We start from the raw sequence: 25,096 nt of genomic DNA on the forward strand, positions 1-25,096 counted from the left end.
AGGTGGGCAAGGCTGCCCCGCGGCCTCAACCATGACCGCTCCATCCGCATCCATACCAATTTGAAGAGGGAAACGTGTACGAAGGTGCTGTCCAGGAGCTGATCGACGAGCTCGGACGCCTTCCGGGGGTGGGACCCAAGTCCGCGCAGCGGCTGGCGTTCCACATCCTTGAAGCTGATCCCCAGGACATGAAGCGGCTGGTGGAGGCCATCACCACCGTCAAGGAACGGGTCAAATTCTGCACCGTGTGCGGCAACGTCACCGAGCAGGAGCTGTGCAACATCTGCCGCGACCCGCGCCGTGATCCTGCTGTCATCTGCGTGGTGGAGGAGTCCAAGGACGTGCTTGCGGTGGAGCGCACCCGGTCGTTCCGTGGCCGGTACCACGTGCTGGGCGGTGCCATTAATCCCATCGCCGGTGTGGGACCGGACCAGCTGCGGATCCGCGAATTGCTCACCCGTTTGAACGACGGCCAGATCCAGGAAGTCATTATCGCCACGGACCCCAACCTCGAAGGTGAGGCAACAGCGACGTACCTGGCCCGCATGCTGAAGACGATCGGCATAGCCGTCACCCGCCTTGCCTCCGGCCTTCCCGTGGGCGGGGACCTGGAATACGCCGACGAGGTTACGTTGGGCAGGGCCTTCGAAGGCCGCCGAAACGCCCTGGGCTGAAGCACCCAGGCGCCTTCCGCCGTCGTACATCATCCCCGCCCTGACCTGCCGCCACCAGATGTGCCGGCGGCCGGTATGTGGTCACAATTAAACGTCCCTCCGGGCACGGCGATAAACTGTCCCAAGGAATGCTGCGCCCGCCCGGCGCCGGGCCGCCTGGCCTCCCAGAACTCCAATTGACCCAATGAAGGTACGCGCATGAGTACGCCCACCACCGAAGTGCACAACGCAACAGAGCCGCAGGCAGCACCCGCCGCCGGCGCGGTGACCAAGCAGCTCATTGTGCAGAAATTCGGCGGCTCGTCCGTTGCTGACGCGGCAGGGATCAAGCGCGTGGCCGCGCGGGTGGTGGCTGCCCAGCAGGCCGGCAACGAGGTGGTGGTGGTTGTTTCGGCAATGGGCGACACCACGGACGAACTCCTCGACCTCGCCGCCGAGGTCACCGACTCCGCGCCCGCCCGCGAAATGGACATGCTCCTTTCGGCCGGCGAACGCATCTCCATGGCGCTGTTGGCCATGGCCATCAACAAGCTGGGCGCCTCCGCCCAGTCCTTCACGGGGTCGCAGGCAGGCATGATCACCGACGGTATCCACGGCAAGGCACGGATTATCGACGTCGACCCGCACCGCATCCGCACCGCCCTGGACAAGGGCAACATCGCCATCGTGGCCGGCTTCCAGGGCATGAGCCGCACCACCCACGAGATCACTACCTTGGGCCGCGGCGGTTCCGACACCACGGCAGTGGCGCTGGCCGCAGCCCTTGAAGCTGATGTTTGCGAGATCTACACGGACGTGGACGGCATTTTCACCGCCGACCCCCGTGTTGTCCCGTCGGCACAGAAAATCGACACCATCTCCAGCGAAGAGATGCTGGAGCTCGCTGCCTCGGGCGCCAAGATCCTCCACCTGCGCTGCGTCGAGTACGCCCGCCGGTTCGGTGTGCCGCTGCACGTCCGTTCCTCATTCAGCCAGCATGAAGGCACCTGGGTCATCCCCAGCGCCGACGACAAGATCACCACTCAAGAGGGAGTTGCCTTGGAGCAGCCAATCATCTCCGGCGTTGCGCATGACCGTTCCGAAGCGAAGGTCACCGTGGTCGGCGTCCCCGACATCCCCGGCAAGGCCGCCGCAATCTTCCAGGTCATCGCCGCTGCACACTCGAACATCGACATGATCGTGCAGAACGTCTCCACCCACGGCACGGGCAAGACCGACATCTCCTTTACCCTGCCCATCATTGAAGGTGCCGACGCCCTGGCCGCCCTTCACGCCGCGCAGGACCAGATCGGCTTCGAGGCCATCGAATACAACGAGAAGATCGGCAAGCTCTCCCTGATCGGTGCTGGCATGCGGTCCCACCCTGGAGTCTCCGCCACCTTCTTCAAGGCGCTCTCCGACGCCGGCATCAACATCAACATGATCTCCACGTCCGAAATCCGGATCTCCGTGGTGACCCATGCGGACCTGCTCGACGAAGCTGTGCGGGTCATCCACAAAGCGTTCGGGCTCGATACCGAAAGCGAAGCCACGGTTTACGGCGGCACCGGCCGCTAAAACCGCGCCGACAAAAGGCCGGGCTGCCTTTCCCTGGATTACCCAAGAGGAAGGGCAGCCCGGCCTTTTTGGTGCCATGATGCTTTGTGGTTTCAGGCAGCGCGCCGGAAAGAAATCAGCCTTCGCGTTCCAGGTCTTCGCGGCGCACGGCGTAGTGGTGTCCGGTTGAGTCGGTTTCAACGACGAAGTGCGTGAGTTCCTCTTCGGAGGCCTGTTCAAATTCGTCGTGCTTGTGCACCACCGGCGCATCGGTATCCAGTCGGGTGGCGGGACCGAAAACGAAACGGAGCCTGTCAGTCAGGCTCATGAAGCCGCTGAGGACATGTGCCACTGTTTCCACCCCCTTCCCGATCCTCGGGCGAAAGTGCAGCCGGCTCCGTTGGGAGCCAGTGCCCTTATTTTAAGCCCGGGCAGTGAAAAAGGAGCCGGTGTGGGGAGGCGGACTCGTCACCGCAGGGAGCGGTCTTCGGGGTTCTTTGGGACGACATAGGTGCTGCCGTCCGGCCTGGTGATGGTCTCCCACTGCTGGGTCTCCGCCTGGCGCTGGGCAAGCAGCCTGCGGTTCTCTTCGGTCATGTCGTGTCCCAGGGCGGTGCGGCTGGCGGGACCGAAGATGGCCCTCAACTTTCCCGTGGCGCGCATGAAGCGCTGGGAGGCGTTGCCCTTGTCCGCGGACTTGTCCCTGCCCATGAAGAAGTTCCTTCCACTCACCATCCAACTACACTAAATGTACACTAATGATTAGTGCACTAACAGTTGGAGGGGCCATGACCGCCACAACGGCGACGGAAGCAAAAGCAACAGACGCGGCAGGAGCAGATGCGCAGGAGGAAGACCTGCTGCTGGAACACCAACTCTGCTTTGCCCTCACCGTGGCTGCCCGCAGCGTGGTGGGAGCCTATAAACCCGTGCTGGAAAAGCTCAACCTCACTCATCCGCAGTACCTGGTGATGCTCTGCCTTTGGGAAGACAGCCCGCGGACGGTCCGGAACATCAGTGAGGCGCTCGCTCAGGAACCGGCCACTATTTCCCCGCTCCTCCGCCGGTTGGAGGCAGCGGACCTGATCACTCGGCAGCGGGCCGACGGGAACGAGCGCGCGCTCTCCGTTGAACTGACACCCAAGGGTGCCGCATTGAGGCAGCAGGCACTGAGGGTGCCGGGCACCATGATGGAGCGGCTGGGGCTGACCCGCGAACAGGTCGCCGAACTGCATGCCTCGATGATGGGGCTGATTGCCGCCACTTCCCAGTAAGTGATTGCGGCCAAACGGAAACCTGCCGCCGTACGCCAAGCGACTAGAATTACTGGACGAACGAGAGGTGGGCTGATGCGCAATTTTCGGACACTCGCGGTCTTCCTGGCCGTGACCGCCGGGCTGGTCTCCGGTTGCAGTGGTACCCCCGACAACGGCACAACTGGGTCCACAGCCCCTTCCACCGAGGGCAGCTCCTCAAGCTCTCCCGCAGGCTCTGCCACCCCCTCCCCAGACACGGAAACCTCCGAAACAGCCCCTGCCCCCGCCACGTCGCGGCCCAGCGCAGGCCCGGGACAGGGGAACGCCGAACTGGCCATCACGCTGGTGCCGTCCCAGGGCGCCCCGGAAGTCAACTACACCCTGGTCTGTACCTCGGGAACACCGGCCGCAGAGAGCAGCCATCCCAATGCGGCTGCTGCCTGCACGGCAATCAAGGCAAACCCGGACATTCTGGCTCCGGTGAAGCCGGGAAGCTCCCAGGCGTGCACCCAGCAATACGGCGGCCCCCAAAAGGCGACCATCACGGGTGTGGTGGACGGTGTCGCTGTCGATTCATCCTTTGCCCGGACCAATGGATGTGAAATCAGCGCGTGGGATGCCGCCAAGGACGTTTTGGGCACGGCCGGTGGAGCCTCTTAAGCTCCTGGCGGCTGACAGTGCGCGGGACAGGGAGGAAGCCCACGTGCAGCGTGTCAGCCGCTATGCCGATCCCTACCTGGCCCGCCGGTCGGCCGGACAGAAACACCCCGTAGAGGATTTCCTCTTCACCTACTACACGCAGAAACCCGGCCAGCTGAAGCGCTGGCACCCAGGTGCCGGAACAGTCCTCACCGGCGGCCCGGCCTCCGCACGGGTTGGCTGGAAGCATTACCGGAGGCTCGACGACGGCGAGCTCGCCTCCCTGGGGCTGCCTGCGGGCAGCCCTGCGGTCACCTTCGACCGGAGCGCCTTCCTCGACGACCGCAAGGAAGCAGTGGCCTTTGCCGGCATTATCCTTCGCGGCACTGCGGCCAGGCCTGCCCAGTTTGGCTGCTTCGGCCTGCACGAGTGGGCCATGGTCTACCGGCAGGACAAGTTCGACCTCCGCCATGAGTACCTGCAGCTCCGGCTCGGAGCGGCGGGCACCGACAAGGTGGTGGAGGACAACAGGATCCGCTGCACCCACTTCGATGCGTTCCGCTTTTACACTCCGGACGCCATCCCGCTCAATGAACATTCGCCCAGCCGGGAAACGCAGCGGCACCTGGAGCAGCCCGGCTGCCTCCACGCCAATATGGACCTGTACAAGTGGGCGTACAAACTGCTGCCTGCACTGTCCAGCGAACTGGTCATGGACTGCTTTGAACTGTCATGGCGGATCAGGGCCATGGACATGCAGGCGTCCCCCTATGATCTGGCCGAGTGGGGCTACCCTGCCATTGCCATCGAGACGCCCCAGGGCAAAGCCGCCTACGTCGAGCACCAGCGGGCTTTTGCAGTCGAAGCGGGGACCCTGAGGGACAGGCTCGCGACGGAGCTTGCGGCCTTGGCCGAAGGCGCTTCACTGTGATCGACCTGACGATCAGCATCCGGGAAGATCCGGAAGCTCCCGAACACGTGTTCCGCCTGCTGGCCAGCGACGGCCACCCCGATGCCGGGACCACCTTGCCGGACCCAGGGGCGGCACTGGCAGCCGTTGAGCGTTTCGGCGAGGACATCTTCTTCCCCAAGCACGGACCGCCCAAGCTGTGCACCCAGCAGTACGGCGGGCCGCAGGTAGCCGTGGTCACCGGGACATTCCATGGGCGCACCGTGCATTCGACCTTCACGCGCACAGACGGGTGCGAGATCGCACGCTGGAAGGCGATGGCCCCCTTGCTGGGCGGCACGGCCACCTAGCTACTCCCGGGCAAGGGAAGACGCCGCAGGAACGGAAAAGGTCCCGGGCGGTCTGACGACCACCCGGGACCTCCCCCCATCTCTACCCGGTCAGGTGGCGGGTACCGCCTTGGCCAGGCCAAGCTGGGGAGCGCCGGCCGGGGCAGGGGCGGTGCCCGCTCCCACCTGGACGTTCACCCAGGTCTTGATGCCGTTGCTGCCAAGGCTCAGCCGTGAAAGGTAAGAGCCTTCAGCGAGCCCGGTCCAGTTCAGCGTCGCAGAGGTGGCGGTTCCGTTCGGTGCCACAATGGGATTCGGGTTCACCGTAAGGTTGCCTGCGTCACCGGCGAAGGTCACCGCCTGCACGGAGGCAGTGGCAGGCCCGTTGTCCGGCGTGGCGTACAGGTTGGCCACCACGTAGTAGGTGCCTGCCCGCGGAGACTCGATGTCCAGGAACTCACTGGCAGATGCCGTGGCCACTTGGGTGGCCGTCAGCCCGCCCGAACCGTTCGGTGCGTAGACCACCATGTCCCAGTCGACGTCGTTCGACTGCGCCTGGATGCCCAGCCGGGCGAACGAGGCACCGGCAGGCACTTTCACCTGGAGCAGGGCGTTGTGCGCGTCATTTGTAGGCGCGTACTCTCCGGGCGTCTTGGTGACCGCGGTCTGGCTCAGCGGTGCAAGGCCCTCGACGCCGACGGCGATGGGGCTGTCCGAGCCGGACACCAGTTCCATGGTGCCGCTCCCGGTGCCGGTGGCGGAGCTGAACGAGAACGACGGGGCAATCTGGGCGTCAACCGGGCGGACGGCGATCGGTGAAGTCACCGTCCGCGGCCCCTTCCAGGTAAGACTTCCGGTGCTGAACTTGCCCACCGGTGCACCGACGTTGCGGATGGTCACGGTCACTTCGCGGGTCTGGCCCGCCTTGGCGAAGTTCAGGGCCTTGGGTTCCACATTGACGTTGAAGCCCGGCATGTTCACCTCGGGGCGGTACATGCCCGGCACCAGCGCGGTCAGCTTGCGCTTCACCTGGACCTCGCCCACAAGGCTGCCCAGGGCAATGGAGGGCAGGTTGAGGTCGCGGGCAGCAATGGAGCCTGCCTGTGGAGCGCCGGTGTCCACACCCTGGCCGTTAAGGAAGCCGAGCCAGTCCTGGATGCCGGAGTCATACACCAGGCCGGGATCGAGGACCCGGGTTGAATCGATGTGTCCGGCACCGCCCTGGAACGGGTCGGTGTTGGGCGAGCCATCGGCGTTGACCAGCGGGTAGGCGGTGGTCATCATGGCGGACTTCACCATGGCGGGACTCCACTTGGGCTGTTTGCCCAGCACCAGGGCGCCGAAACCGGAGATGTGCGGTGCGGCCATGGACGTGCCGGACATGAACCCGAACTGGTCGCCGTGGTTGCCGATGGTGGAGACGCCGGCCAGGACGTTGACGCCCGGGGCGGAGATGTCCGGTTTCAGCAGGTCACCGCCGGAGGCGAGGGTGGGTCCGCGCGATGAGAAGCCTGCAATCTGGGGTGCCGGAGCGGGGGGAAGGCCGGTCAGGTCGCCCTTGACCAGGCTGACGGTCAGCGCGGGGTTGGCTTCCAGCTTGGACTTCAGTTCCAGGCTCTTGGGCGCATTGACGTGGACCGTGGGGATAACGTGGTTGTCGGCGTCCTCCGAGCTGCTGGTGAGGTTCACCAGGATCATGCCCACGCCACCCTTGTCCTGGACCTCCTTGCTCTTTGCGGTCCGGTCCACCACTCCGCGGTCGCAGACGACTACCTTGCCGGCCACCTTAGTGGCGTCAAGGGTTCCTGGACCGCACAGGTTGGGATTAGCGGCGCCGGGAGCAGCGGCTGCGGCGGCGACCACAACGGGCTTGTCCGCCACTTCGGACTTCATGATCGAGGCGCCGCGGTACAGCGATCCGTCGGAGACCTTGACCGTGCCCTGCAGGTCGCTCGGGAAAGTGGAGGCGGCCACCGTGGTCAGCCACGGTGATGCGTGGTTCACGGTGGAGGCCGTGGGGCCGGAGTTTCCTGCAGAGGCCGAGACGAAGATTCCTGCGGCTGCGGCGTTCAGGAAGGCCAGCGCGACCGGATCGGTGGTGCTGTTGTTGTTGCCTGAAATGGAGTAGTTCAGGACGTCGACGCCATCCTTGATGGCTGCGTCCACAGCCTCAACGGAAGCCGAGGAGTAGCAGCCACCGGTGTCCGGGTTGGTGTCCTCCCAGCAGACCTTGTAAACGGAGACCTTGGCGGCCGGGGCCACGCCCGAGCTCTTGCCGAAGCTGGCCCCGTCGATCACCTGCTCAACATTGGCGTTGCCGGCTGCCGTGGTGGCGGTGTGCGTGCCGTGGCTGCCGACGTCCACCGGGGAGATCTGCTCTTCCGGTGCCCGGTTTCCCGGCGCGACGTACTGGAGGAAAGAGTCGGCGAAGTAGCGGGCACCGATGACTTTCGAATTGCAGAGCGAGCCGTCAAAGCCTGCCCCGGTTCCCTCACCCTTTTGGCATTCGCCCTCGAAGGTGGTGCCGTCTGACTTCAGCATGGCGATCTTGCCGTCAGCGGTGCGGTAGGGGACGCCCACCTGCGGGCTGCCCTGCAGCGGCTTCAGCGCTTCGCCCTGGAGGAACGGGTTGTCCGGTGCGTAGCCGGAGTCGATGACCCCCACCACCACACCCTTGCCCGCGTTGGCCTGTCCCCCGAACTGCTTGGCCCAGGAACCGTCTGGACCGGTGAGCTTGAGGAAGTCGGTGGTTGTGTAGTCCGGCTTGTTTTCGACGTCGGGTGCCACTACCAGGACCCGGCTGTCCTTGGACAGCGCCGAGGCCTGTGCGGCGGTCAGTTCCGCGGTGAACCCGTTCAGGGCAGCGGTGTATTGCTTGGCCGGCGTGACTCCCTGGGCGGCCGCAACGTCACGCTGCTGCTTGCGCAGGTGGGCGTCGTAGGCCTTGAAGTTGGGGCTTCCGGCGTCGAGCTTCCTGCCCTGCTGGGGCTTGGTTGCACCAAGCCCGGCAGCTCCCCCTTCATATGCCGCGGCAGCGGATCCGGCCAGCACCACGATGTACCGGCCGTCCTTGAATTGACTGTCTTTTGCGCTGGAGGAAGCATTCCCCGCGCCCTGGCCGTCAGGGGCCGCCGAAGCGGGACCCACTGCCAGCGAGCTGAGGATAAGGGGCAACCCAACGGCCAGCGCGGCCGCCTTCCGGAGTCCCCCAGCCCGCAAGGGGCTCTTTCCAGTTGATTTCACGTGCAACCCTTTCACGATGTGCCGCCCAGACTTGGTGGGCGCCCCCGAACGACTGGCACTGCAGAAGGAAATTACAGGTTTTGTAATTTGCTGAGACCAGACTGTTCACAGAGTACAGACTGAGAGCGGGATATGACATAGAGCACATTTACGAATTTTTCGCTTGTCACACCGTCATGCCCGGGCAGTTCCGGGCATGAAAAAGGGCGCCCCAAAGGACGCCCCGACGATTTGCGGGCGGGAGGCTGCGTTAGTGGCGCGGAGTCCGCACCACGTCGCTGATCCACTGCCTGGTCTTTTCGTCCACCGGGCCGGCCACCCGCGTCTCGCGGGCCACCCGGTCTGCCTTGATCTTCTGGAAGACCATCCTGCCCAGGCCGGCGAACACCGCCGCGGCAACCATCGGCAACAACACGGACTTTGAATTCTCAGCCATCCAGCAATCCTAGTGAAGGCCTTCAGGCAACTCCAGACCACCCTTGGGACCGGAACCGGAGTGGACGTTACATGCGGCAGCCCTTGCCCCCAACCCGCCGAATACAGAGGGACGCGCCCGGGCCGGTAGAATGGGAAGGCAAGCTCGCGGAGCGCCCGACCTCATGGTGAACCAACGCAGGTGACCACTTGTCCCCAACATCCCGGTACGGCGTGAGACGGCATCACTCCGCTGCGCCCTTACCCAAGCTCACGCACAGGAGTTACCGGATGCCCCGGATCGTTGTTGACGTCATGCCCAAGCCCGAGATTCTGGACCCGCAGGGGAAGGCAATCGTTGGCGCCCTCCCCCGGCTGGGCTTCACCAGCTTCAGCTCTGTCCGCCAGGGCAAGCGCTTCGAACTGACGGTCGACGGCGAGGTGACCGAGGAGATCCTCGCCCAGGCACGTGACGCCGCGGAAACCCTCCTGTCCAACCCGGTCATCGAGGACGTCGTCAACGTCGAGGTCGTCGAGGCCTGAGATGAGTGAACTTCCCCTGATCGGCGAGGCCGTCGCCGTCGCGGCGGTGCCGCGCCTCGCTGGCGCCCGGATCGGCGTCGTTACCTTCCCCGGCACCCTGGACGACCGGGACGCTGCCCGCGCCGTGCGCCTGGCCGGTGCCACCGCCGTCGAACTCTGGCACGGCGACGCCGAACTCGGCGACGTGGACGCCGTCATCATCCCCGGCGGATTCTCCTACGGTGACTACCTCCGGGCCGGTGCCATTGCCCGCTTCGCCCCGCTGATGTCAAAGATCATCGACGCCGCCAACAGCGACGCCAAACTGCCCGTCCTCGGAATCTGCAACGGTTTCCAGATCCTCACCGAGTCGCACCTGCTGCCCGGTTCGATGATCAAGAACGACCACCTGAAGTTCCTCTGCCGCGACCAGGTCCTGCGCGTTGAGAACAGCAACACCGCGTGGACCCTGGACTACGAGGCGGGCCAGGAAATCACCATCCCGCTGAAGAACCAGGACGGCCAGTACATCGCGGACGAGAAGACCCTGGATGCCCTGGAGGCCGAGGGCCGCGTAGTCTTCCGTTACGTGGGCTTCAACCCGAACGGGTCCCGCCGCGACATTGCCGGCATCTCCAACGCCGCCGGCAACGTGGTGGGCCTCATGCCGCACCCCGAGCACGCCGTTGAGCCGGGCTTCGGCCCCGAATCCCTCGATGGCATCGGCGGGTCCGACACCGACGGACTGGGCTTCTTCACCTCCGTACTGAACAAGATTGTGGGAGGCGACAAGTGACCACCGAGACCACCAAGAAGTTCAATATCGACACCGTCGAGAACGCTGCCAAGACCCCGGACACCGAGCTGCCCTGGGCCGAGTTGGGCCTGAAGCAGAACGAGTTCGACGAGATCGTCAAGGTCCTGGGCCGGCGCCCCACCGGCGCAGAGCTGGCCATGTACTCCGTCATGTGGAGCGAGCACTGCTCCTACAAGTCCTCCAAGAACCACCTGCGCCAGTTCGGCCAGAAGGTCACCGAGGAAATGAAGAAGGACATGCTGGTGGGCATCGGCGAAAACGCCGGCGTGACCAACCTGGGGGACGGCTGGGCCGTGACCTTCAAGATCGAATCGCACAACTCGCCGTCGTTCGTTGAGCCCTACCAGGGTGCTGCGACCGGCATCGGCGGCATTGTCCGCGACATCATCTCCATGGGCGCCCGGCCCGTGGCCGTGATGGACCCGCTGCGTTTCGGCGCCATCGACCACCCCGACACCGCGCGCGTCATGCACGGCGCAGTGGCCGGCATCGGCGGCTATGGCAACTCCCTGGGCCTGCCGAACATCGGCGGCGAGATGGTGTTCGACTCCGTCTACCAGGGCAACCCGCTGGTCAACGCACTGGCTGTTGGCGTCATGCGCCACGAGGACATCCGCCTGGCCAACGCGTCCGGCAAGGGCAACAAGGTGGTCCTCTTCGGTGCACGCACCGGCGGCGACGGCATCGGCGGCGCCTCCGTTCTGGCCTCCGAGTCCTTCGACGACACCAAGCCGTCCAAACGCCCCGCCGTGCAGGTGGGCGACCCGTTCGCCGAGAAGGTGCTCATCGAGTGCTGCCTGGAGCTCTTCAAGGGCTCTCTGGTGGAAGGCATCCAGGACCTTGGCGCGGCGGGCATCTCCTGCGCCACGTCCGAATTGGCCTCCAACGGCGACGGCGGCATGCAGGTTGAGCTGACCTCCGTCCTGCTGCGCGACCCCACGCTGACCCCGGGCGAGATCCTGATGTCCGAGTCGCAGGAACGCATGATGGCCGTGGTCACCCCCGAGAACGTGGAAGCGTTCGAGGCCGTCATGGACAAGTGGGCCGTGGAATACTCCTGGCTGGGCGAGGTGACCGATACCGGACGCCTCATCATCACATGGGAAGGCGACGTGATTGTCGACGTCGATCCCCGCACCGTGGCGCACGACGGCCCGGTGTATGACCGCCCGTTCGCCCGCCCCGAGTGGCAGGACTCCGTCCAGGCCGACACCTTCACCGGTTCGGTCCAGGACGCCGGGCGCCCGTCTTCCCCGGCGTCGCTCGCGGCTGCCGTGACGGAACTCGTGGCATCACCGAACATGTGCTCCAAGTCCTGGATCACCAACCAGTACGACCGGTACGTCGGCGGCAACACCTCCATGGCGTTCCCTGACGACGCCGGCGTGGTCCGCGTTGACGAGGAGACCGGCCTGGGCGTGGCCCTGGCCACCGACGCCAACGGCCGCTACACCTACCTTGACCCGTACCACGGCGCGCAGCTGGCGCTGGCCGAGGCCTACCGCAACGTGGCCACCGCCGGCGCCATCCCCATGGCCGTCAGCGACTGCCTGAACTTCGGCTCCCCCGAGGACCCGGACGTCATGTGGCAGCTGGCCGAGGCCATACGCGGCCTGTCCGACGCTTGCATGGTGCTGGGCATCCCGGTCACCGGCGGCAACGTTTCGCTGTACAACCAGACGGGCACCACGCCCATCCACCCCTCCCCCGTGGTGGCGGTGCTGGGCAAGCTCGACGACGTCGCGCGCCGCACGTCGTCCGGCTGGCGTGAAGATGGCCAGGCCATCTACCTGCTGGGCACCACTGCTGCGGAGCTGGACGGTTCCGAGTGGGCCAACATGCGCGGCCACCTGGGCGGCCAGCCGCCGAAGGTTGACCTCGAGGCCGAGCGCGCGCTGGGTGAGATCCTGATCAACGCCTCGCGTGACGGCATGATCGACGCCGCGCACGACCTCTCCGAAGGTGGCCTCGCTGCCGCCCTCGTGGAGTCCTCGCTACGCTACGGCGTGGGTGCCCGGATCGCCCTGCAGGACATCATGGACCGGGACGGCGTGGACCTGTTCACGGCGCTCTTCTCCGAGTCGCAGGGCCGCGCCGTGGTGGGCGTCCCACGTTCCGAGGAAGTCCGCTTCACGGACATGTGCACCGCCCGCGGCTTCGCCCACGCCCGCATCGGCGTGGTGGACGCAGCCAGCGGTGCCCTGGAGATCAACGGCGTGGAGAGCCTGTCCCTGGACGCCCTCCGTGAAGCCCACGAGGGGACCCTGCCGAAGTACTTCGGCTAGTCTTCCCCACAGCCTCCCCTATCGACTGCTGCGTACTTGTCGTTTTGAACCGTCAGAACGACAAGTACGCAGCAGTCGTTCTTAAGAACCCCTTCGCCAACCGGCCTGGGCCAGGGCAACAAGCACTTTGGCGGCGGCAGGCTTCGCATCGTTGACCATGTGCCGCTTGGAGATCCTGACCTCAGTCCACCCCAACGCGGCGTACCGTTCGGATCGTGTGATGTCCCTGGCAATCTGGCCTTCCCCGCCGTGGTGTTCGCCGTCGTACTCAATGCCGATCCTGTATTTGCGGTACGACAAGTCCGGCTCATGATGCCTGATGCCGTCCGCACTAATGATCGGAACGTTCAGCTCGGGTTCGGGCAGGCCTGCGCGGACGATGGCGAGCCGCAGCATTGTTTCCTGCGGTGAATCCGATCCGACCCGGATGAGTTCCAGGGCCTCCTTCGCCTTCCGGAGCCCCCGCTTTCCCCGATGCCTGTCAATCGTCCGCTGCAGATCCCACATGCTGCACAGTGGCATGTCCCGGCCTTCGAACTCGAGCCTGGGCACCCGGACGCAGTGGTCCCCCATGGCCACGATGTCATCGACGGACAGCAGCTCAGCCATGTCCAGCCAGGTACGCGCCGGCGTCGTCAGCGGAACGCCGTCGATTCTGGTGACTTCGTCCTCATACAGCTTCATCCGGTGCACGATGACGTGGGGCCTGTCCAGGTGGGCGGCGCCCTCGGGACGGATGAGGTGGTAGACGTCCAGGGCGTTGTCCTGGCGCCGCTGCGGCAGCGAATGAAGCTCCGCGGCCGTGACATGCGAGGCAGCGCAGAGCTCATTGACCTCGATGAAAGGCCGGACCCGCGTGCCCAACGGAAGCCCCGCCGTCGGGCTATCTGCTCTGATGCCCTTACCAAGCCTGCTCAGGGAACCGTGCCTTAGCCGCTTGGCGGAAACTCCTGCCCGTGCAGCCTCAGCTGCAGTGAAAGGACGGCCCTCGAGTGCTTCTGGAAGCGGACGTGCAGTCTTCATTGCTCCATCAGAGCAAATCCCAGCAAGCCCCGCAGAAGTTATCCACACCCCTCATCGATTGCTCCGTAAACGCCCTTTTGAGGCTCCAAAAGGGCGTTTACGGAGCAATCGATGGTCAGTCCTCGCTGTGGAGCTCCCTCTGGCGGACGCTGAGCAGTTCGTTTTCGGGCCGGCCAGCCACGAAGCGTTCGACGGCGGCCAGCACCTCCACGAGGTGCGCCCGGTCGGCTGCCACGAGGCCAACGCCAAGCTGCGTGCGCCGGTACTGGCTGTGGTCGCCCACCTCGGCGACTGAGACCTCAAAGCGGCGCTTGAGCTCAGCCAGGATCGGCCGGACCACGGAGCGTTTCTCCTTCAGGCTGTGTACGTCGCCAAGGAGGATGTCGAACTCGATCCAGCCGATCCACATGGGCCTGGGGCCTTCCTTACTCCATGGTGAGTTCGCCCATGAGGTCCCAGCCTTCGCCGTCGAGCTGGCGGCTGATAATCCTGGGCGTCTCGACGAGGGCCTGCGGCATGTCCGCCATGGCCTTCTTGAAGTGGTCACTGTTGACGTGGTCCCCGGCGGCGTCGTCCTTGAAGGCCTCCACCAGGACGTATTCGTTGGGGTCGTCCAGGCTGCGGGACCAGTCGAACCAGAGGTTGCCCGGTTCCTTGCGGGTGGCTTCGGTGAAATCGGCCACGAGGTCCGGCCAGCGCTCGGACCACTCGGGCTTGACCTTGAACTTGACGACGATAAAGATCACTGGGATTTTCCTTCCGCGGCGAGACTGCGTGCTCCTTCAATGTACCGGGAAGTAACGTAGCGCTGCGTCGCCCGGGTGACCGGGCCGCCGGCCGCATAGAACCAGTTGGAGGGCCTGCTGAACGCACGGATCCTCAGCCACACCTCCCCCTGGCTGTTGATCTCCACCTCGAACGATTCCTCCCCGCGGGCGGGGTGGCCAGGCAGCGTGCCGTAACCGAAGCCGGCGGATTGGGGAACGCCGTCCGGGTCCGGCTCATGCACCCACACCACTTGGCAGGGGGCGGGCAGCCGGAAAGGCCCGATGCCGAATCCGCTCACCACGTGTGCCCCGGGGACGGCCCGAGGGGAGTCGGCACGGACCCGAAGCCCTGCCCGCCGCTGCAGTTCCCAGCCCAGGATGCCGTTCGCCACGCGCCGGTAGACGTCCAGCCCGGCGCCCAGCCGCGCTTCCTCAAGGACGCGGTCATAGCCTTCGGGCGCGCTGCCTTGCTCGGTGCCGCCCACTCCCGGGTAACCGAGCTTGCCCGGAATCTGTCCCTCTTCAGTCATTGCCGCCTGCCCTCTCGAGGCGTGCCCACCCCAGTTGCTCCTGTTGCTTCCGGCTCAAGCCTGCCACCACAAGGTCATAGGAGTCCTCCACCATGTCCCGGACCATTCCGTCCGGCAGAGACCCGTCAAGGCGGATGCCGTTCCAGTGGGTTTTGTTCATATGCCATGCGCCGGTAATCGCCGGATGCACTGCGCGCAGCTGCACGGCCAGGGCCGGTTCGCACTTAAGGTTCACGTAGAAGTCGGCCTGGTCCATGGAGGACAGCGCAAACAGCTTGGCCTCGTGGCGGGCGCCTCCAGCAATGTGCGCACGGACCTTGAACACCGAGGTTTCGGGCCCGAAGGGGAAATCCTCGTAGGTTCCCGGGAAAGACAGGCAGAGCTCCCGCAGCGCAGTTGGGTCCATAAAGGAAGCCTATAAAGCGGGGCTGCACGGTGCTAGTGTGCAGGGATGTCACGCGACCAGGAAGCAATACCTGTTCTGGATTTGAGTTCCGCACGGCAGCCTTACGGATCTTTCCGCCCTGAGTTTATTGAGCAGCTGCGGCATGCCACCCACGATGTCGGGTTCTTCCAAATCACGGGATACGGCGGCCGGCCAGGCCAGGCCGAGGAGCTCCTGGGCCTTATCCTGCGCTTCTTCGACCTGCCGCTTGAGGAGCGGATGAAGCTGGACAACCGCCTTTCCCCGCACTTCCGCGGCTACACCCGCATGGGCACGGAGGTGACCCAGGGCCGGGCGGACGCCCGTGAGCAAATTGACTATTCACCGGAGCGGGAACCGGTCAGGGACTATCCGGACGACCAGCCCTACTGGCTGTTGCAGGGACCCAACCTGTGGCCGGGCGAGGAATTCCCCGAACTTCGGACTGCCGCCATGGAGTGGGCAGACCTGATGTCCGGGGTGGGGATGGAACTGCTACGGGCCATTGCCGTTTCCCTGCAGTTGCCGGAGGACTACTTCGACGAGCCTTTCCGCGATTCACCGGCGTGGATGGGCAAGCTGGTGCACTACGTGGGCGGCGTGGTGGAGGCCGCCGGCGACCAAGGCGTGGGCTCGCACGCAGACTACGGCTTCGTGACCCTCCTGCTGCAGGACGAGGTGGGCGGCCTGGAAGTATTGCCGCCCGGGACTACCGAGTGGCTGCTGGTGGAACCGCTTCCGGGAGCGCTGGTGGTAAACCTTGGCGAGATGCTGGAAGTGGCCACCGAGGGGTACCTGGCGGCAACCGTCCACCGCGTGCAGGCGCCGCCGCCCGGTGTTGACCGCTACTCGGTGCCGTTTTTCTGGTCACCACGGCTGGACGCGGTCATCGAACCCGTGCCGCTGGCTCCAGAGTTGAAGGCGGCTGCCAGGGGAATCACCGACGATCCCGCCAACCCGCTCCTCGCATCCTTTGGCATGAACATGCTCAAAGGCCGGATGCGGGCGCACCCCGACGTCACCGAACGGCACTACCCGGAGTTACTGAAGCACCGGGGCGCGTGAAGTCCTAAAGGTTGTACTTCCAGGCCAACTGGGCAGGGCAGGCGTTCATCACCACGTCCAGTCCCGCGGCCTTGGCGCGCTCCGCCGCCGCTTCGTCGATAACCCCCAACTGCAGCCACACAGCTGTGGCCCCCACTGCAATGGCCTGGTCCACCACGCTGCCCACCTTCTGCGAGTTCACAAAACAATCAACGACGTCGATGGGCCGCTTTTCCGCCGGAATGTCACCCAGCGTGCGGTACCCGGTTTCGCCGTGGACAGCGTCGCCGGGCAGGTTCACCGGAATAATCTCCATGCCCAACCTGTCGCGGATGAAGAGCGATACATCATAGGCGGCACGCCATTCGTTGGTGGTCAGGCCCACGATGGCCCAATGGCCCTTGGTTCGCATGAGGCGTTCAATGACTGCAGGATCGTTCGCGTGGCCCATGGGATCAGCCTACGCTCAACTTGGACCAAGCAGCACGGTCGAATAAAAGAACGATCCACCCTCGCCCTTACCGCTGTGAACGAATATTACGCGGGCAAACGCGAGAGTTTGCTCTCGGCGATTCATTGCTGTGTAGTGGTGCTTGACCATCCCGAGCGGCCGAGAGACCTGGATCGATGACGCCGCAGCAACCCTGGTCGCCGGACGCTCCCCAACGGCCCCGGCGATAGCAAGGATTGCAGCCGTGGGTGCCGGAACTGACCACTCCGGCGAAGGCTGCCTCCGTAGGGTGCTACTGCCAGGACCGATGGAGTGATCCTATGACCGCAGTTTTGTCGCCCCTGCCTGCCGGGGCGAACCCCGCCAACGCGCCGGCCCTCCCCGTATCCTTTCGGAACCTGCGCCGCACGTTTGGAGCCGGCACCGCAGCCCATACCGTCCTCCGCGACGTGACGTTCGACGTGGCAGCAGGAGAGGTGCTGGCCATTCTGGGACCATCCGGCTGCGGAAAGTCCACGCTCCTGCGCGCCACGGCCGGCCTTGACTTCCCGAGCGCCGGTTCCGTGGTTATCGAGGACACCCCGGTGCACGGCATCGATCCCCGCTGCGCCTTCGCTTTCCAGGAACCCCGGCTGCTGCCCTGGCACACCCTCCAGGCCAACGTGGCCATCGGGCTGCCCACCGGATGCAGCGCGAAAGAGGGCAAGGCAAAAGTCGCCCGCCTGCTGGAACTGGTGGGGCTCGAGAAGTTCGCCAAGCACCGCCCCCGGGAGGTATCCGGCGGCATGGCGCAGCGGGCGTCCCTGGCAAGGGCGCTGGCACGGAGCCCCGGCGTCCTGCTGCTCGATGAGCCCTTCGGGGCCCTGGATGCGCTCACCCGGATCAAGATGCAGGACCTGCTCCTGGACATCCACCGGGCAGAGCCCACCACCGTCCTGTTGGTCACCCATGACGTGGATGAAGCCCTGCAGCTCGCAGACCGCATCATCGTCCTCGGCCCCGACGCCGCCGGGCAGGGCGCAACCATCGTCAGGACTGTCCAGGTACCCGGCAGCCGGCCGCGCGAACGCGCCTCAGCCGAACTCGCCCTCATGCGCAGCTCGCTCCTGGAAACGCTGGGCGTCGACGGGCACTAGGCGCCCCTGACCCGCCACAATCTCCACCTGTCCCCGGTGGCCCCTGCCGCCGTCGGACTCAATCCCCTTGGCAGGCACCATACCGGCCACGCCTTCTCCGCACCGTTCCATCACCCGCTTCCAAAGGAAACCAATGCCGCACGCATCGCCCATCTCCCGCCGTTCAGTCCTTGGCGCAGCAGCCCTTGCCGTCTCCACAGTCCTGGCACTCACCGGATGCGTTGCAGGTGAAGGTTCCTCCGGCAGTGCCGCGGCGGCCGGCAGCAGCAAGGGCGGTGGAACCCTGAATATCGACTTCGCCACCTACAACCCGCTGAGCCTGGTGATCAAGAAGCAGGGGTGGCTCGAGGCCAGCCTCAAGGACCAGGGCGTCACCGTGAACTGGGTACAGTCCGCGGGGTCCAACAAAGCCAACGAGGCGCTGCGTTCCGGGGCCATCGACGTCGGATCCACCGCCGGATCCGCGGCTCTCCTGGCACGGGCCAACGGCTCGGAGATCAAGACCATCGACATCTTCTCGCAGCCGGAGTGGGCGGCCCTGGTGGCACCTGCCGGTTCGGACATCAAGTCCGTGGCAGACCTCAAGGGCAAGTCCGTTGCCGCAACCAAGGGCACCGACCCCTACTTCTTCCTGCTGCAGGCACTGGAGCAGGCCGGGCTGAAGCCTGGGGACGTAACGGTCCAGAACCTGCAGCACGCCGACGGCCGCACAGCCCTGGAAAACGGCTCGGTCCAAGCGTGGTCCGGGCTGGACCCGATCATGGCGGGGGCGGAGCAGAAGGGCGCCAAGCTCTTCTACCGCAACCTGGACTTCAACACTTACGGCTTCCTCAACGCCACCGAATCCTTCCTGAAGAACAAGCCTGAACTGGCACAGGCCGTGGTGAACGCCTATGAAAAAGCCCGTGCCTGGACAGCACAGAACCCGGACCAGACCGCCCAGATCCTGGCCGACGTAGCCGGCCTGGACCTCTCCGTGGCCAAAACCGTGGTCCTGGAGCGAAGCAACCTGGACGTCAACCCGGCACCGGGTGACGCCCAGCGCAAAGTATTGGAGAAGATCGGCCCCACTTTCGTGGAAACCGGCGACGTCAAGACTCAGAAGCAGATTGACGACGCCGTGGCCTCCCTTCTCGACGACTCGCTGGTGAAGAAGGCTGATCCGTCAGCCATTAAGGCCTCCTGATGAGTTACCCAGGAGAGCCTTACACCACCGGCGCAAGTGTTGCGGATGAGCGTGCTGCAGCCGCCACCGCAACCGCGGCAGACGCCGCCCAGACGGGTGCCGCCACGGCGCCCGCTCCGGCACCGGGATGGTCTCCCGCCGGAGTCCGTTCCAGGAACTGGGCGCGTCTGCCCCTTGGCCTGATCATTCCGGCAGCCCTGCTGGCAGCGTGGCAGCTCGCCTCCACCAGCGGGATGTTCACCGTGGTCCAGCTTCCCCCGCCGGCCATGGTGCTGTCCGCTGCCGGCGAGCTCGTGGACCGTGGCGAGCTGGGAACGCACATCGCCATCTCCACCCAGCGGGTCCTCATCGGATTCCTGGTGGGCGCGGCCCTGGGCCTGGTCCTCGGCGCAACCGTGGGACTGTCCAAACTCGCCGATGCCCTGCTGGCACCCACCATCGGCGCTCTGCGCGCAGTGCCGTCCCTCGCCTGGGTGCCGCTGCTGATCCTGTGGATGAAGATTGGCGAGGACTCGAAGGTCACGTTGATCATCATCGGCGCCTTCTTCCCGGTGTTCACCACCGTCTCCCTGGCACTGCGGCACGTGGACCGCAACCTGGTGGAGGCCGCCCGCGCTTTCGGGCTCAAGGGGATCCGGCTGCTGACCACCGTGCAGCTGCCCGCCGTCGTCCCCGCCGTGTTTTCCGGCCTGCGCCTGGCCCTTGCCCAAGCCTGGCTGTTCCTGGTGGCTGCTGAACTGATCGCGTCCTCCATGGGCCTGGGCTTTCTGCTGACTGACTCGCAGAACAACGGCCGGACGGACCGGCTGCTCCTGGCCATCGTGATGCTGGCTGTGATTGGAAAGATTACCGACGCCCTGCTGGGCCTGGCCGAAAGATGGGCGGTGAAACGATGGGCTTGAGCACCACCGAAACGTTGGACCTGAACGCAGGGGTGCACCCGGACAACGTTGCTTTCTGGGAGCAGCAGGCGCTGCGCCTCGACTGGGACAGCCCCTGGCACACGGCGCATCGCTGGATCCCGGCAGATGCCGAGGCGGGCCGCGGCCCGGAAATCACCTGGTTCGAGGGTGGCAAGCTCAACGTGGCCGCCAACTGCGTGGACCGGCATGTTGCCGCGGGGCGCGGCGATAAGGTGGCCCTCCACTTCGAAGGCGAGCCCGGCGACCGCCGCTCCATCACCTACGCCGAACTCCAGCGCGAGGTGTCCAAGGCAGCCAACGCCCTCCTGGCCCTGGGCATAACAAAGGGGGACCGGGTGGTCATCTACCTCCCGGTGATCCCCGAAACCATCATCATCACCCTCGCCGTGGCCCGCATCGGCGGCATCCACTCGCTGGTGTTCGGCGGCTTCTCGGCGGAGGCACTGAAGTTCCGGGTGGAGGACACCCGCGCCAAGCTGCTGGTGACCACGGACGGCCAGTTCCGCCGCGGCGTTGCCGTTCCCGTCAAGGACAACGCTGACGCAGCCGTATCCGGCGAGAACGCCATTGAGCACGTCCTGGTGGTCAACCGCACCACCCCGGCCGCCGACCTGGCGGCCGTCGCCATGACCGAGGGCCGCGACGTGTGGTGGCACGACGTCGTCGAAACTGCCTCGGACGTCCACGAGCCGGAGGCGTTCGACGCCGAGACGCCACTGTTCATCATGTACACCTCCGGTACCACCGGCAAGCCCAAGGGCCTGGTGCACACCTCCGGCGGTTACCTGACGCAGGCGTCGTGGAGCTTTGAGCACTTGTTCAGCAACCCGGATCCGGCCCTGCGGGACCGGGACGTGCACTGGTGCACTGCGGACCTGGCCTGGGTCACGGCCCACACCTACGAAATTTACGGGCCGCTGTCCAACGGCGTCACCCAGGTGATCTTCGAGGGCACGCCCAACACCCCGCATCCGGGCCGGCACTTCGAGATCATCGAACGCTACGGCGTGACGCAGTACTACACCGCGCCCACACTGGTCCGGTCCCTTATGGGCTGGTTCCCCGACGGCGTGCCGAGCACCTACAATCTCTCTTCCATCCGGCTGCTGGGCACCGTGGGCGAGGCCGTCAACCCCGAGGCCTGGCGCTGGCTGCGGGAGAACGTTGGCGGCGGCACCGCCCCCATGGTGGACACGTGGTGGCAGTCCGAGACCGGCGCCACCATCCTTTCCCCCGCCCCCACGGACACCAGCTTCAAGCCGGGCTGCGCGGCGCGCCCGCTTCCCGGCGTCAGCACCAGGATCGTGGACGACGGCGGCAATACCGTTGCGCCCGGCGTCCAGGGAAACATCGTGGTTGACTCCCCCGGGCCTGCCATCGCGCGGACCGTCTGGGGAAACCCGCGGCGCTACTTCGATTCCTACTGGAGCAAGTATGCGGACCAGGGCTGGTTCCTCGCCGGCGACGGCGCCAAGTACGATGCCGACGGCGACATCTGGATCCTGGGCCGCGTGGACGACACCCTGAATGTCTCCGGCCACCTGCTCTCCACCATCGAAATTGAGTCCGCCCTGGTCTCGCACCCGGACGTGGTGGAAGCCGGCGTCTGCCCGGTGGCGGACCCGAAGACCGGGCACGCTGTCGTCGCCTTCGTCGTGCTGAAGGCCGGGGTTTCCACAAGCTCAACCACCGACGAGCTCAGGAACCACGTGGCCAAGGAGATCGGCCCCATCGCCAAGCCGCGCGACGTCGTCGTAGTCCCTGACGTTCCCAAGACCCGCAGCGGCAAGATCATGCGCCGGCTGCTCACCCAGCTGTTCGAAGGAGCCCCCCTGGGCGACACCACCTCACTCCAGAACGAGCCGGCCATCGCCGGCATCCAGGAAGTCCTGCAGCAGCGGGCCCTACCGAAGGAAGAATCATGACAGACATCAGCAACGTCGCACGTCTCTCCGAACCGCTCAAGTTCGCCTACTGGGTGCCCAATGTCTCCGGCGGCCTGGTGGTATCCACCATCGAACAGCGCACCGGCTGGGACTTCGACTACAACAAGAAGCTGGCGCGCATCGCGGAGGAGTCGGGCTTCGAATACGCCCTGACCCAGACCCGCTACGCCGCCTCCTATGGGGCGGACAAGCAGCACGAGGCAACCTCGTTCAGCCTGGCCCTGCTGGTCGCAACCGAGCGGCTCAAGGTGATCGCCGCCGTCCACCCCGGCATGTGGCACCCCGGCGTGCTGGCGAAGTACATCATCACCGCGGACCACATTTCCAACGGCCGCGCAGCCGTCAACATCGTCTCCGGCTGGCTGAAGAGTGAGTTCACCAACTTCGGCCTGGAGTGGCTGGAGCACGACGAGCGCTACGTCCGCACCGAGGAATTCATCAACGTGCTGCGAGGCCTGTGGACCGAGCAGGAATACAGCCAGTCCGGCAAGTACTACAACATCACCGACTTCACGCTGAACCCCGCCCCGGTGGACGTTCCGGGCCGCGCCCACCCCGAGATCTTCTTCGGCGGCAACTCGACCGCGGCCCAGGCCACCGCCGGCCGCGTGGCGGACTGGTACTTCTCCAACGGCAAGGACCTGGAGGGCTTCAAGGAGAACATCGCCGGCGTCGTCGCATCAGCCGGTGAGGCACGCCGTGGCACTCCAGGACAGCTGGCCGCGCCCCGGTTCGGGCTGAACGGCTTCGTCATCGCCCGCGACTCCGAGAAGGAAGCGCGGGACACCCTGCGCGAGATCGTGGAGAAGGCACACAAGCCGGCCGTCCAGGGTTTCCGGGACGCGGTCCAGGAAGCCGGTGCGTCCACCAAGGATGGCAAGGGCATGTGGGCGGACTCCACGTTCGAGGACCTGATCCAGTACAACGACGGCTTCAAGACCCAGCTGATCGGCACTCCCGAGCAGATCGCCGAACGGATCGTTGAATACAAGAAGATCGGCGTGAACCTGTTCCTCACCTGCTACCTGCACTTCCAGGAGGAGGTGGCGGCGTTCGGCCGGGACATCCTGCCGATCGTCCGCGAACTGGAAGCAGACCTGGCCCGGAAGAACGGCACGGAACTCGATTTGTCCGGCACCCCGGTTGCTGCAGAGGCGGTGGCTGCCTGATGGCTGAGCGTAGTTTCGGTTTCCGCACCCGCGCCCTGCACGCCGGCGGCACTCCCGACGCCGAGCACGGTGCCCGCGCCGTCCCGATTTACCAGACCACGTCCTTCGTCTTCAAGGACACCAACGACGCCGCCAACCTGTTCGCACTGCAGAAGTACGGCAACATCTACTCCCGCATTGGCAATCCCACTGTTGCGGCCTTTGAGGAGCGCATCGCGTCCCTGGAAGGCGGCATCGGAGCGGTTGCGACGTCGTCGGGCATGGCCGCGGAGTTCATCACCTTCGCCGCGCTGACCCAGGCCGGCGACCACATCGTGGCCGCCTCCCAGCTGTACGGCGGCACGGTGACCCAGCTGGACGTGACCCTCCGCCGGTTCGGCGTGGACACCACGTTCGTCCCCGGCACGGATCCCGCGGATTATGCCGCGGCTGTCCGGGACAACACCAAGGCGATCTTCGTGGAGGTGGTGGCCAACCCGTCGTCGGAGGTCCAGGACCTGGCGGGGTTGGCAAAGGTGGCGCACGACGCCGGCATCCCCCTGGTGGTCGACGCCACCTTGAGCACGCCGTACCTTGTCCGGCCCATCGAACACGGCGCCGACATCGTGATCCACTCCGCCACGAAGTTCCTGGGCGGCCACGGCACCACGCTGGGCGGCGTGGTGGTGGAAAGCGGCCGGTTCAACTGGGGCAACGGCAAGTTCCCCACCATGACCGAGCCGGTGGCTTCCTACGGCAACGTCTCCTGGTGGGGCAACTTCGGCGAGTACGGTTTCCTCACCAAGCTCCGCTCCGAACAGCTGCGGGACATCGGCCCGGCCCTTTCGCCGCAGTCGGCGTTCCAGCTGCTCCAGGGTGTTGAAACCCTGCCGCAGCGGCTCGATGAACACCTGAAGAACGCACAGGCCGTGGCCGAATGGTTGGAAAACGATGACCGGGTGGCCTACGTCAACTACTCCGGTCTGCCGTCGCACCCGCACTTCGAACGGGCACGCAAGTACCTGCCGCAGGGCCCCGGATCGGTGTTCTCCTTCGGGGTCAAGGGCGGGCGCGCTGCCGGGCAGAAGTTCATCGAGTCCCTGCAGCTGGCATCGCACCTCGCAAACGTGGGCGACTCCCGTACCCTGGTGATCCACCCCGGCTCCACCACCCACCAGCAGCTCAGCGCGGCCCAGCTCGAATCGGCGGGTGTGCCGGAGGACCTGGTCCGCATCTCAGTTGGCCTTGAGGATATTGAGGACATCCTGTGGGACCTGGACCAGGCCCTCACCGAGGCGTCCAAAGCAGTGCCCGGAGCCGTTTCTGAAGAACCCGCAGAAGCCTGCACGATCGGAGCAAACGCATGAGCACCGCCGAACGTACCTGGACTGGCCCGTCCGCACCGGAGCGGCTCTCCCTTCTCCGGCAGGCGAAGTCCATTGCGATCGTTGGCGCGTCTGACAAGCCGTCCCGCGCCAGCTACTTTGTGGCCACCTACCTGCTGTCCTCCACGCGCTACAAGGTGTACTTCGTCAACCCGGTGGTCAAGGAGATCCTGGGCCAGCCCACCTACGCCTCACTGGCGGACCTGCCGGAAAGCCCGGACATTGTTGACGTGTTCCGCAAGCACGACGACCTTCCCGGTGTCCTTGACGAGGCAGTGGCCGCGGGTGCCAAGACGCTCTGGCTTCAGCTGGGCTCATGGCATGAAGGCGTGGCAGCAGCCGCGGAAGCCGCGGGGCTCAATGTGGTGATGGACCGCTGCGTGAAGATCGAGCACGCGCGCTTCCATGGCGGACTTCACCTGGCCGGTTTCGATACCGGCGTGGTTTCCTCCAAGCGCCAGGTCCTGGCGTAACGCATCCCTTCGAATAGCGAAAGCGGGCCCGTTGG

The 25,096-nt window shown here is 65.6% G+C and carries 27 protein-coding genes; 17 read left to right on the plus strand and 10 right to left on the minus strand.

Annotated features, from left to right (window positions below):
- Nucleotides 1–74 precede the first annotated feature (74 nt).
- Nucleotides 75–674 (plus strand): recombination mediator RecR, encoded by a 600-nt coding sequence (gene recR, locus FBY30_RS03575; protein ID WP_142131272.1) that lies wholly within the window; start codon nucleotides 75–77, stop codon nucleotides 672–674.
- A gap of 198 nt (nucleotides 675–872) precedes the next feature.
- Nucleotides 873–2,231: an aspartate kinase gene (locus FBY30_RS03580; protein ID WP_142131273.1), complete on the plus strand. Its 1,359-nt coding sequence runs from the start codon at nucleotides 873–875 to the stop codon at nucleotides 2,229–2,231.
- Nucleotides 2,232–2,346: 115 nt separating this feature from the next.
- Here the strand turns inward: FBY30_RS03580 and FBY30_RS03585 are convergent, their stop codons facing one another.
- Nucleotides 2,347–2,562, minus strand: a complete 216-nt coding sequence (locus FBY30_RS03585; RefSeq protein WP_142134874.1) for a hypothetical protein — start codon at nucleotides 2,560–2,562, stop codon at nucleotides 2,347–2,349.
- 116 nt (nucleotides 2,563–2,678) lie between these two features.
- Nucleotides 2,679–2,921 carry a hypothetical protein gene (locus FBY30_RS03590; protein ID WP_142131274.1) on the minus strand — a complete coding sequence of 81 codons (243 nt, stop codon included), beginning with the start codon at nucleotides 2,919–2,921 and terminating at the stop codon, nucleotides 2,679–2,681.
- 77 nt (nucleotides 2,922–2,998) lie between these two features.
- Here FBY30_RS03590 and FBY30_RS03595 point away from each other — a divergent pair, with 77 nt between their 5' ends.
- From FBY30_RS03595 to FBY30_RS03610, 4 genes are all read left to right on the plus strand, one after another.
- Nucleotides 2,999–3,484 (plus strand): MarR family winged helix-turn-helix transcriptional regulator, encoded by a 486-nt coding sequence (locus FBY30_RS03595; RefSeq protein ID WP_200830629.1) that lies wholly within the window; start codon nucleotides 2,999–3,001, stop codon nucleotides 3,482–3,484.
- A 75-nt stretch (nucleotides 3,485–3,559) separates the two neighbouring features.
- The gene (locus FBY30_RS03600) at nucleotides 3,560–4,126 is read left to right on the plus strand and encodes an SSI family serine proteinase inhibitor (protein ID WP_142131275.1); all 567 of its coding nucleotides are present in this window, start codon (nucleotides 3,560–3,562) and stop codon (nucleotides 4,124–4,126) included.
- Nucleotides 4,083–5,036: a 3-methyladenine DNA glycosylase gene (locus tag FBY30_RS03605; RefSeq protein ID WP_142131276.1), complete on the plus strand. Its 954-nt coding sequence runs from the start codon at nucleotides 4,083–4,085 to the stop codon at nucleotides 5,034–5,036. Before FBY30_RS03600 ends, FBY30_RS03605 begins: the two co-directional genes overlap by 44 nt.
- Complete coding sequence (locus FBY30_RS03610) at nucleotides 5,033–5,365, plus strand: serine protease inhibitor (protein WP_142131277.1); 333 nt, start codon at nucleotides 5,033–5,035, stop codon at nucleotides 5,363–5,365. The genes FBY30_RS03605 and FBY30_RS03610 overlap by 4 nt, the downstream gene beginning before the upstream one ends.
- A 90-nt stretch (nucleotides 5,366–5,455) precedes the next feature.
- On the opposite strand, the gene FBY30_RS03615 is transcribed toward FBY30_RS03610, so the two are convergent.
- Both FBY30_RS03615 and FBY30_RS03620 read right to left on the minus strand, forming a co-directional pair.
- Complete coding sequence (locus FBY30_RS03615; protein WP_235009324.1) at nucleotides 5,456–8,587, minus strand: S8 family serine peptidase; 3,132 nt, start codon at nucleotides 8,585–8,587, stop codon at nucleotides 5,456–5,458.
- Between the two features lie 250 nt (nucleotides 8,588–8,837).
- Nucleotides 8,838–9,023 (minus strand): hypothetical protein, encoded by a 186-nt coding sequence (locus FBY30_RS03620; protein ID WP_142131278.1) that lies wholly within the window; start codon nucleotides 9,021–9,023, stop codon nucleotides 8,838–8,840.
- 269 nt (nucleotides 9,024–9,292) lie between these two features.
- Here FBY30_RS03620 and purS point away from each other — a divergent pair, with 269 nt between their 5' ends.
- The 3 genes from purS to purL are packed head-to-tail and all read left to right on the plus strand — an operon-like array spanning nucleotide 9,293 to nucleotide 12,625.
- The gene (gene purS / locus FBY30_RS03625; RefSeq protein ID WP_015935902.1) at nucleotides 9,293–9,544 is read left to right on the plus strand and encodes a phosphoribosylformylglycinamidine synthase subunit PurS; all 252 of its coding nucleotides are present in this window, start codon (nucleotides 9,293–9,295) and stop codon (nucleotides 9,542–9,544) included.
- Nucleotide 9,545: 1 nt separating this feature from the next.
- A complete protein-coding gene (gene purQ / locus FBY30_RS03630) occupies nucleotides 9,546–10,319 on the plus strand; it encodes a phosphoribosylformylglycinamidine synthase subunit PurQ (protein WP_142131279.1) in 774 nt (257 codons plus the stop codon).
- Nucleotides 10,316–12,625: a phosphoribosylformylglycinamidine synthase subunit PurL gene (gene purL, locus FBY30_RS03635; protein WP_142131280.1), complete on the plus strand. Its 2,310-nt coding sequence runs from the start codon at nucleotides 10,316–10,318 to the stop codon at nucleotides 12,623–12,625. Before purQ ends, purL begins: the two co-directional genes overlap by 4 nt.
- Nucleotides 12,626–12,706: 81 nt before the next feature.
- On the opposite strand, the gene FBY30_RS03640 is transcribed toward purL, so the two are convergent.
- The 5 genes from FBY30_RS03640 to FBY30_RS03660 all read right to left on the minus strand — a co-directional run bounded on the left by FBY30_RS03640 (nucleotide 12,707) and on the right by FBY30_RS03660 (nucleotide 15,351).
- Nucleotides 12,707–13,648 (minus strand): hypothetical protein, encoded by a 942-nt coding sequence (locus tag FBY30_RS03640; RefSeq protein ID WP_235009325.1) that lies wholly within the window; start codon nucleotides 13,646–13,648, stop codon nucleotides 12,707–12,709.
- Between the two features lie 115 nt (nucleotides 13,649–13,763).
- Nucleotides 13,764–14,057 (minus strand): DUF503 domain-containing protein, encoded by a 294-nt coding sequence (locus FBY30_RS03645; protein ID WP_142131281.1) that lies wholly within the window; start codon nucleotides 14,055–14,057, stop codon nucleotides 13,764–13,766.
- Between the two features lie 16 nt (nucleotides 14,058–14,073).
- Complete coding sequence (locus FBY30_RS03650) at nucleotides 14,074–14,394, minus strand: putative quinol monooxygenase (protein ID WP_142131282.1); 321 nt, start codon at nucleotides 14,392–14,394, stop codon at nucleotides 14,074–14,076.
- Nucleotides 14,391–14,945, minus strand: a complete 555-nt coding sequence (locus tag FBY30_RS03655; RefSeq protein WP_142131283.1) for a DUF1990 family protein — start codon at nucleotides 14,943–14,945, stop codon at nucleotides 14,391–14,393. The genes FBY30_RS03650 and FBY30_RS03655 overlap by 4 nt, the downstream gene beginning before the upstream one ends.
- A complete protein-coding gene (locus FBY30_RS03660) occupies nucleotides 14,938–15,351 on the minus strand; it encodes an MmcQ/YjbR family DNA-binding protein (RefSeq protein WP_142131284.1) in 414 nt (137 codons plus the stop codon). The genes FBY30_RS03655 and FBY30_RS03660 overlap by 8 nt, the downstream gene beginning before the upstream one ends.
- A 45-nt stretch (nucleotides 15,352–15,396) precedes the next feature.
- On the opposite strand from FBY30_RS03660, the gene FBY30_RS03665 reads away from it, so the two are divergent.
- The gene (locus FBY30_RS03665) at nucleotides 15,397–16,434 is read left to right on the plus strand and encodes an isopenicillin N synthase family dioxygenase (RefSeq protein WP_142131285.1); all 1,038 of its coding nucleotides are present in this window, start codon (nucleotides 15,397–15,399) and stop codon (nucleotides 16,432–16,434) included.
- A 4-nt stretch (nucleotides 16,435–16,438) separates the two neighbouring features.
- Here FBY30_RS03665 and FBY30_RS03670 read toward each other — a convergent pair whose 3' ends face one another.
- Nucleotides 16,439–16,864, minus strand: coding sequence for a CoA-binding protein (locus FBY30_RS03670; RefSeq protein WP_142131286.1), 426 nt, complete (start codon nucleotides 16,862–16,864; stop codon nucleotides 16,439–16,441).
- A 320-nt stretch (nucleotides 16,865–17,184) separates the two neighbouring features.
- On the opposite strand from FBY30_RS03670, the gene FBY30_RS03675 reads away from it, so the two are divergent.
- The 7 genes from FBY30_RS03675 (at nucleotide 17,185) to FBY30_RS03705 (ending at nucleotide 25,061) form a co-directional block, all read left to right on the plus strand.
- A complete protein-coding gene (locus FBY30_RS03675; protein WP_142131287.1) occupies nucleotides 17,185–18,000 on the plus strand; it encodes an ABC transporter ATP-binding protein in 816 nt (271 codons plus the stop codon).
- Between the two features lie 133 nt (nucleotides 18,001–18,133).
- Nucleotides 18,134–19,186, plus strand: a complete 1,053-nt coding sequence (locus FBY30_RS03680) for an aliphatic sulfonate ABC transporter substrate-binding protein (protein ID WP_142131288.1) — start codon at nucleotides 18,134–18,136, stop codon at nucleotides 19,184–19,186.
- Nucleotides 19,186–20,088 carry an ABC transporter permease gene (locus FBY30_RS03685; RefSeq protein ID WP_142131289.1) on the plus strand — a complete coding sequence of 301 codons (903 nt, stop codon included), beginning with the start codon at nucleotides 19,186–19,188 and terminating at the stop codon, nucleotides 20,086–20,088. The genes FBY30_RS03680 and FBY30_RS03685 overlap by 1 nt, the downstream gene beginning before the upstream one ends.
- Nucleotides 20,079–22,034 (plus strand): acetate--CoA ligase, encoded by a 1,956-nt coding sequence (acs, locus tag FBY30_RS03690; protein WP_142131290.1) that lies wholly within the window; start codon nucleotides 20,079–20,081, stop codon nucleotides 22,032–22,034. Before FBY30_RS03685 ends, acs begins: the two co-directional genes overlap by 10 nt.
- The gene (sfnG, locus tag FBY30_RS03695; protein WP_142131291.1) at nucleotides 22,031–23,224 is read left to right on the plus strand and encodes a dimethylsulfone monooxygenase SfnG; all 1,194 of its coding nucleotides are present in this window, start codon (nucleotides 22,031–22,033) and stop codon (nucleotides 23,222–23,224) included. Before acs ends, sfnG begins: the two co-directional genes overlap by 4 nt.
- A complete protein-coding gene (locus tag FBY30_RS03700) occupies nucleotides 23,224–24,570 on the plus strand; it encodes an O-acetylhomoserine aminocarboxypropyltransferase/cysteine synthase family protein (RefSeq protein WP_142131292.1) in 1,347 nt (448 codons plus the stop codon). The genes sfnG and FBY30_RS03700 overlap by 1 nt, the downstream gene beginning before the upstream one ends.
- Nucleotides 24,567–25,061, plus strand: a complete 495-nt coding sequence (locus FBY30_RS03705) for a CoA-binding protein (RefSeq protein ID WP_142131293.1) — start codon at nucleotides 24,567–24,569, stop codon at nucleotides 25,059–25,061. Before FBY30_RS03700 ends, FBY30_RS03705 begins: the two co-directional genes overlap by 4 nt.
- Nucleotides 25,062–25,096: the final 35 nt, after the last annotated feature.

Origin of the sequence: Arthrobacter sp. SLBN-83, assembly GCF_006715285.1 — a bacterium.
In the GTDB taxonomy this organism is placed as follows: Bacteria; Actinomycetota; Actinomycetes; order Actinomycetales; family Micrococcaceae; genus Arthrobacter.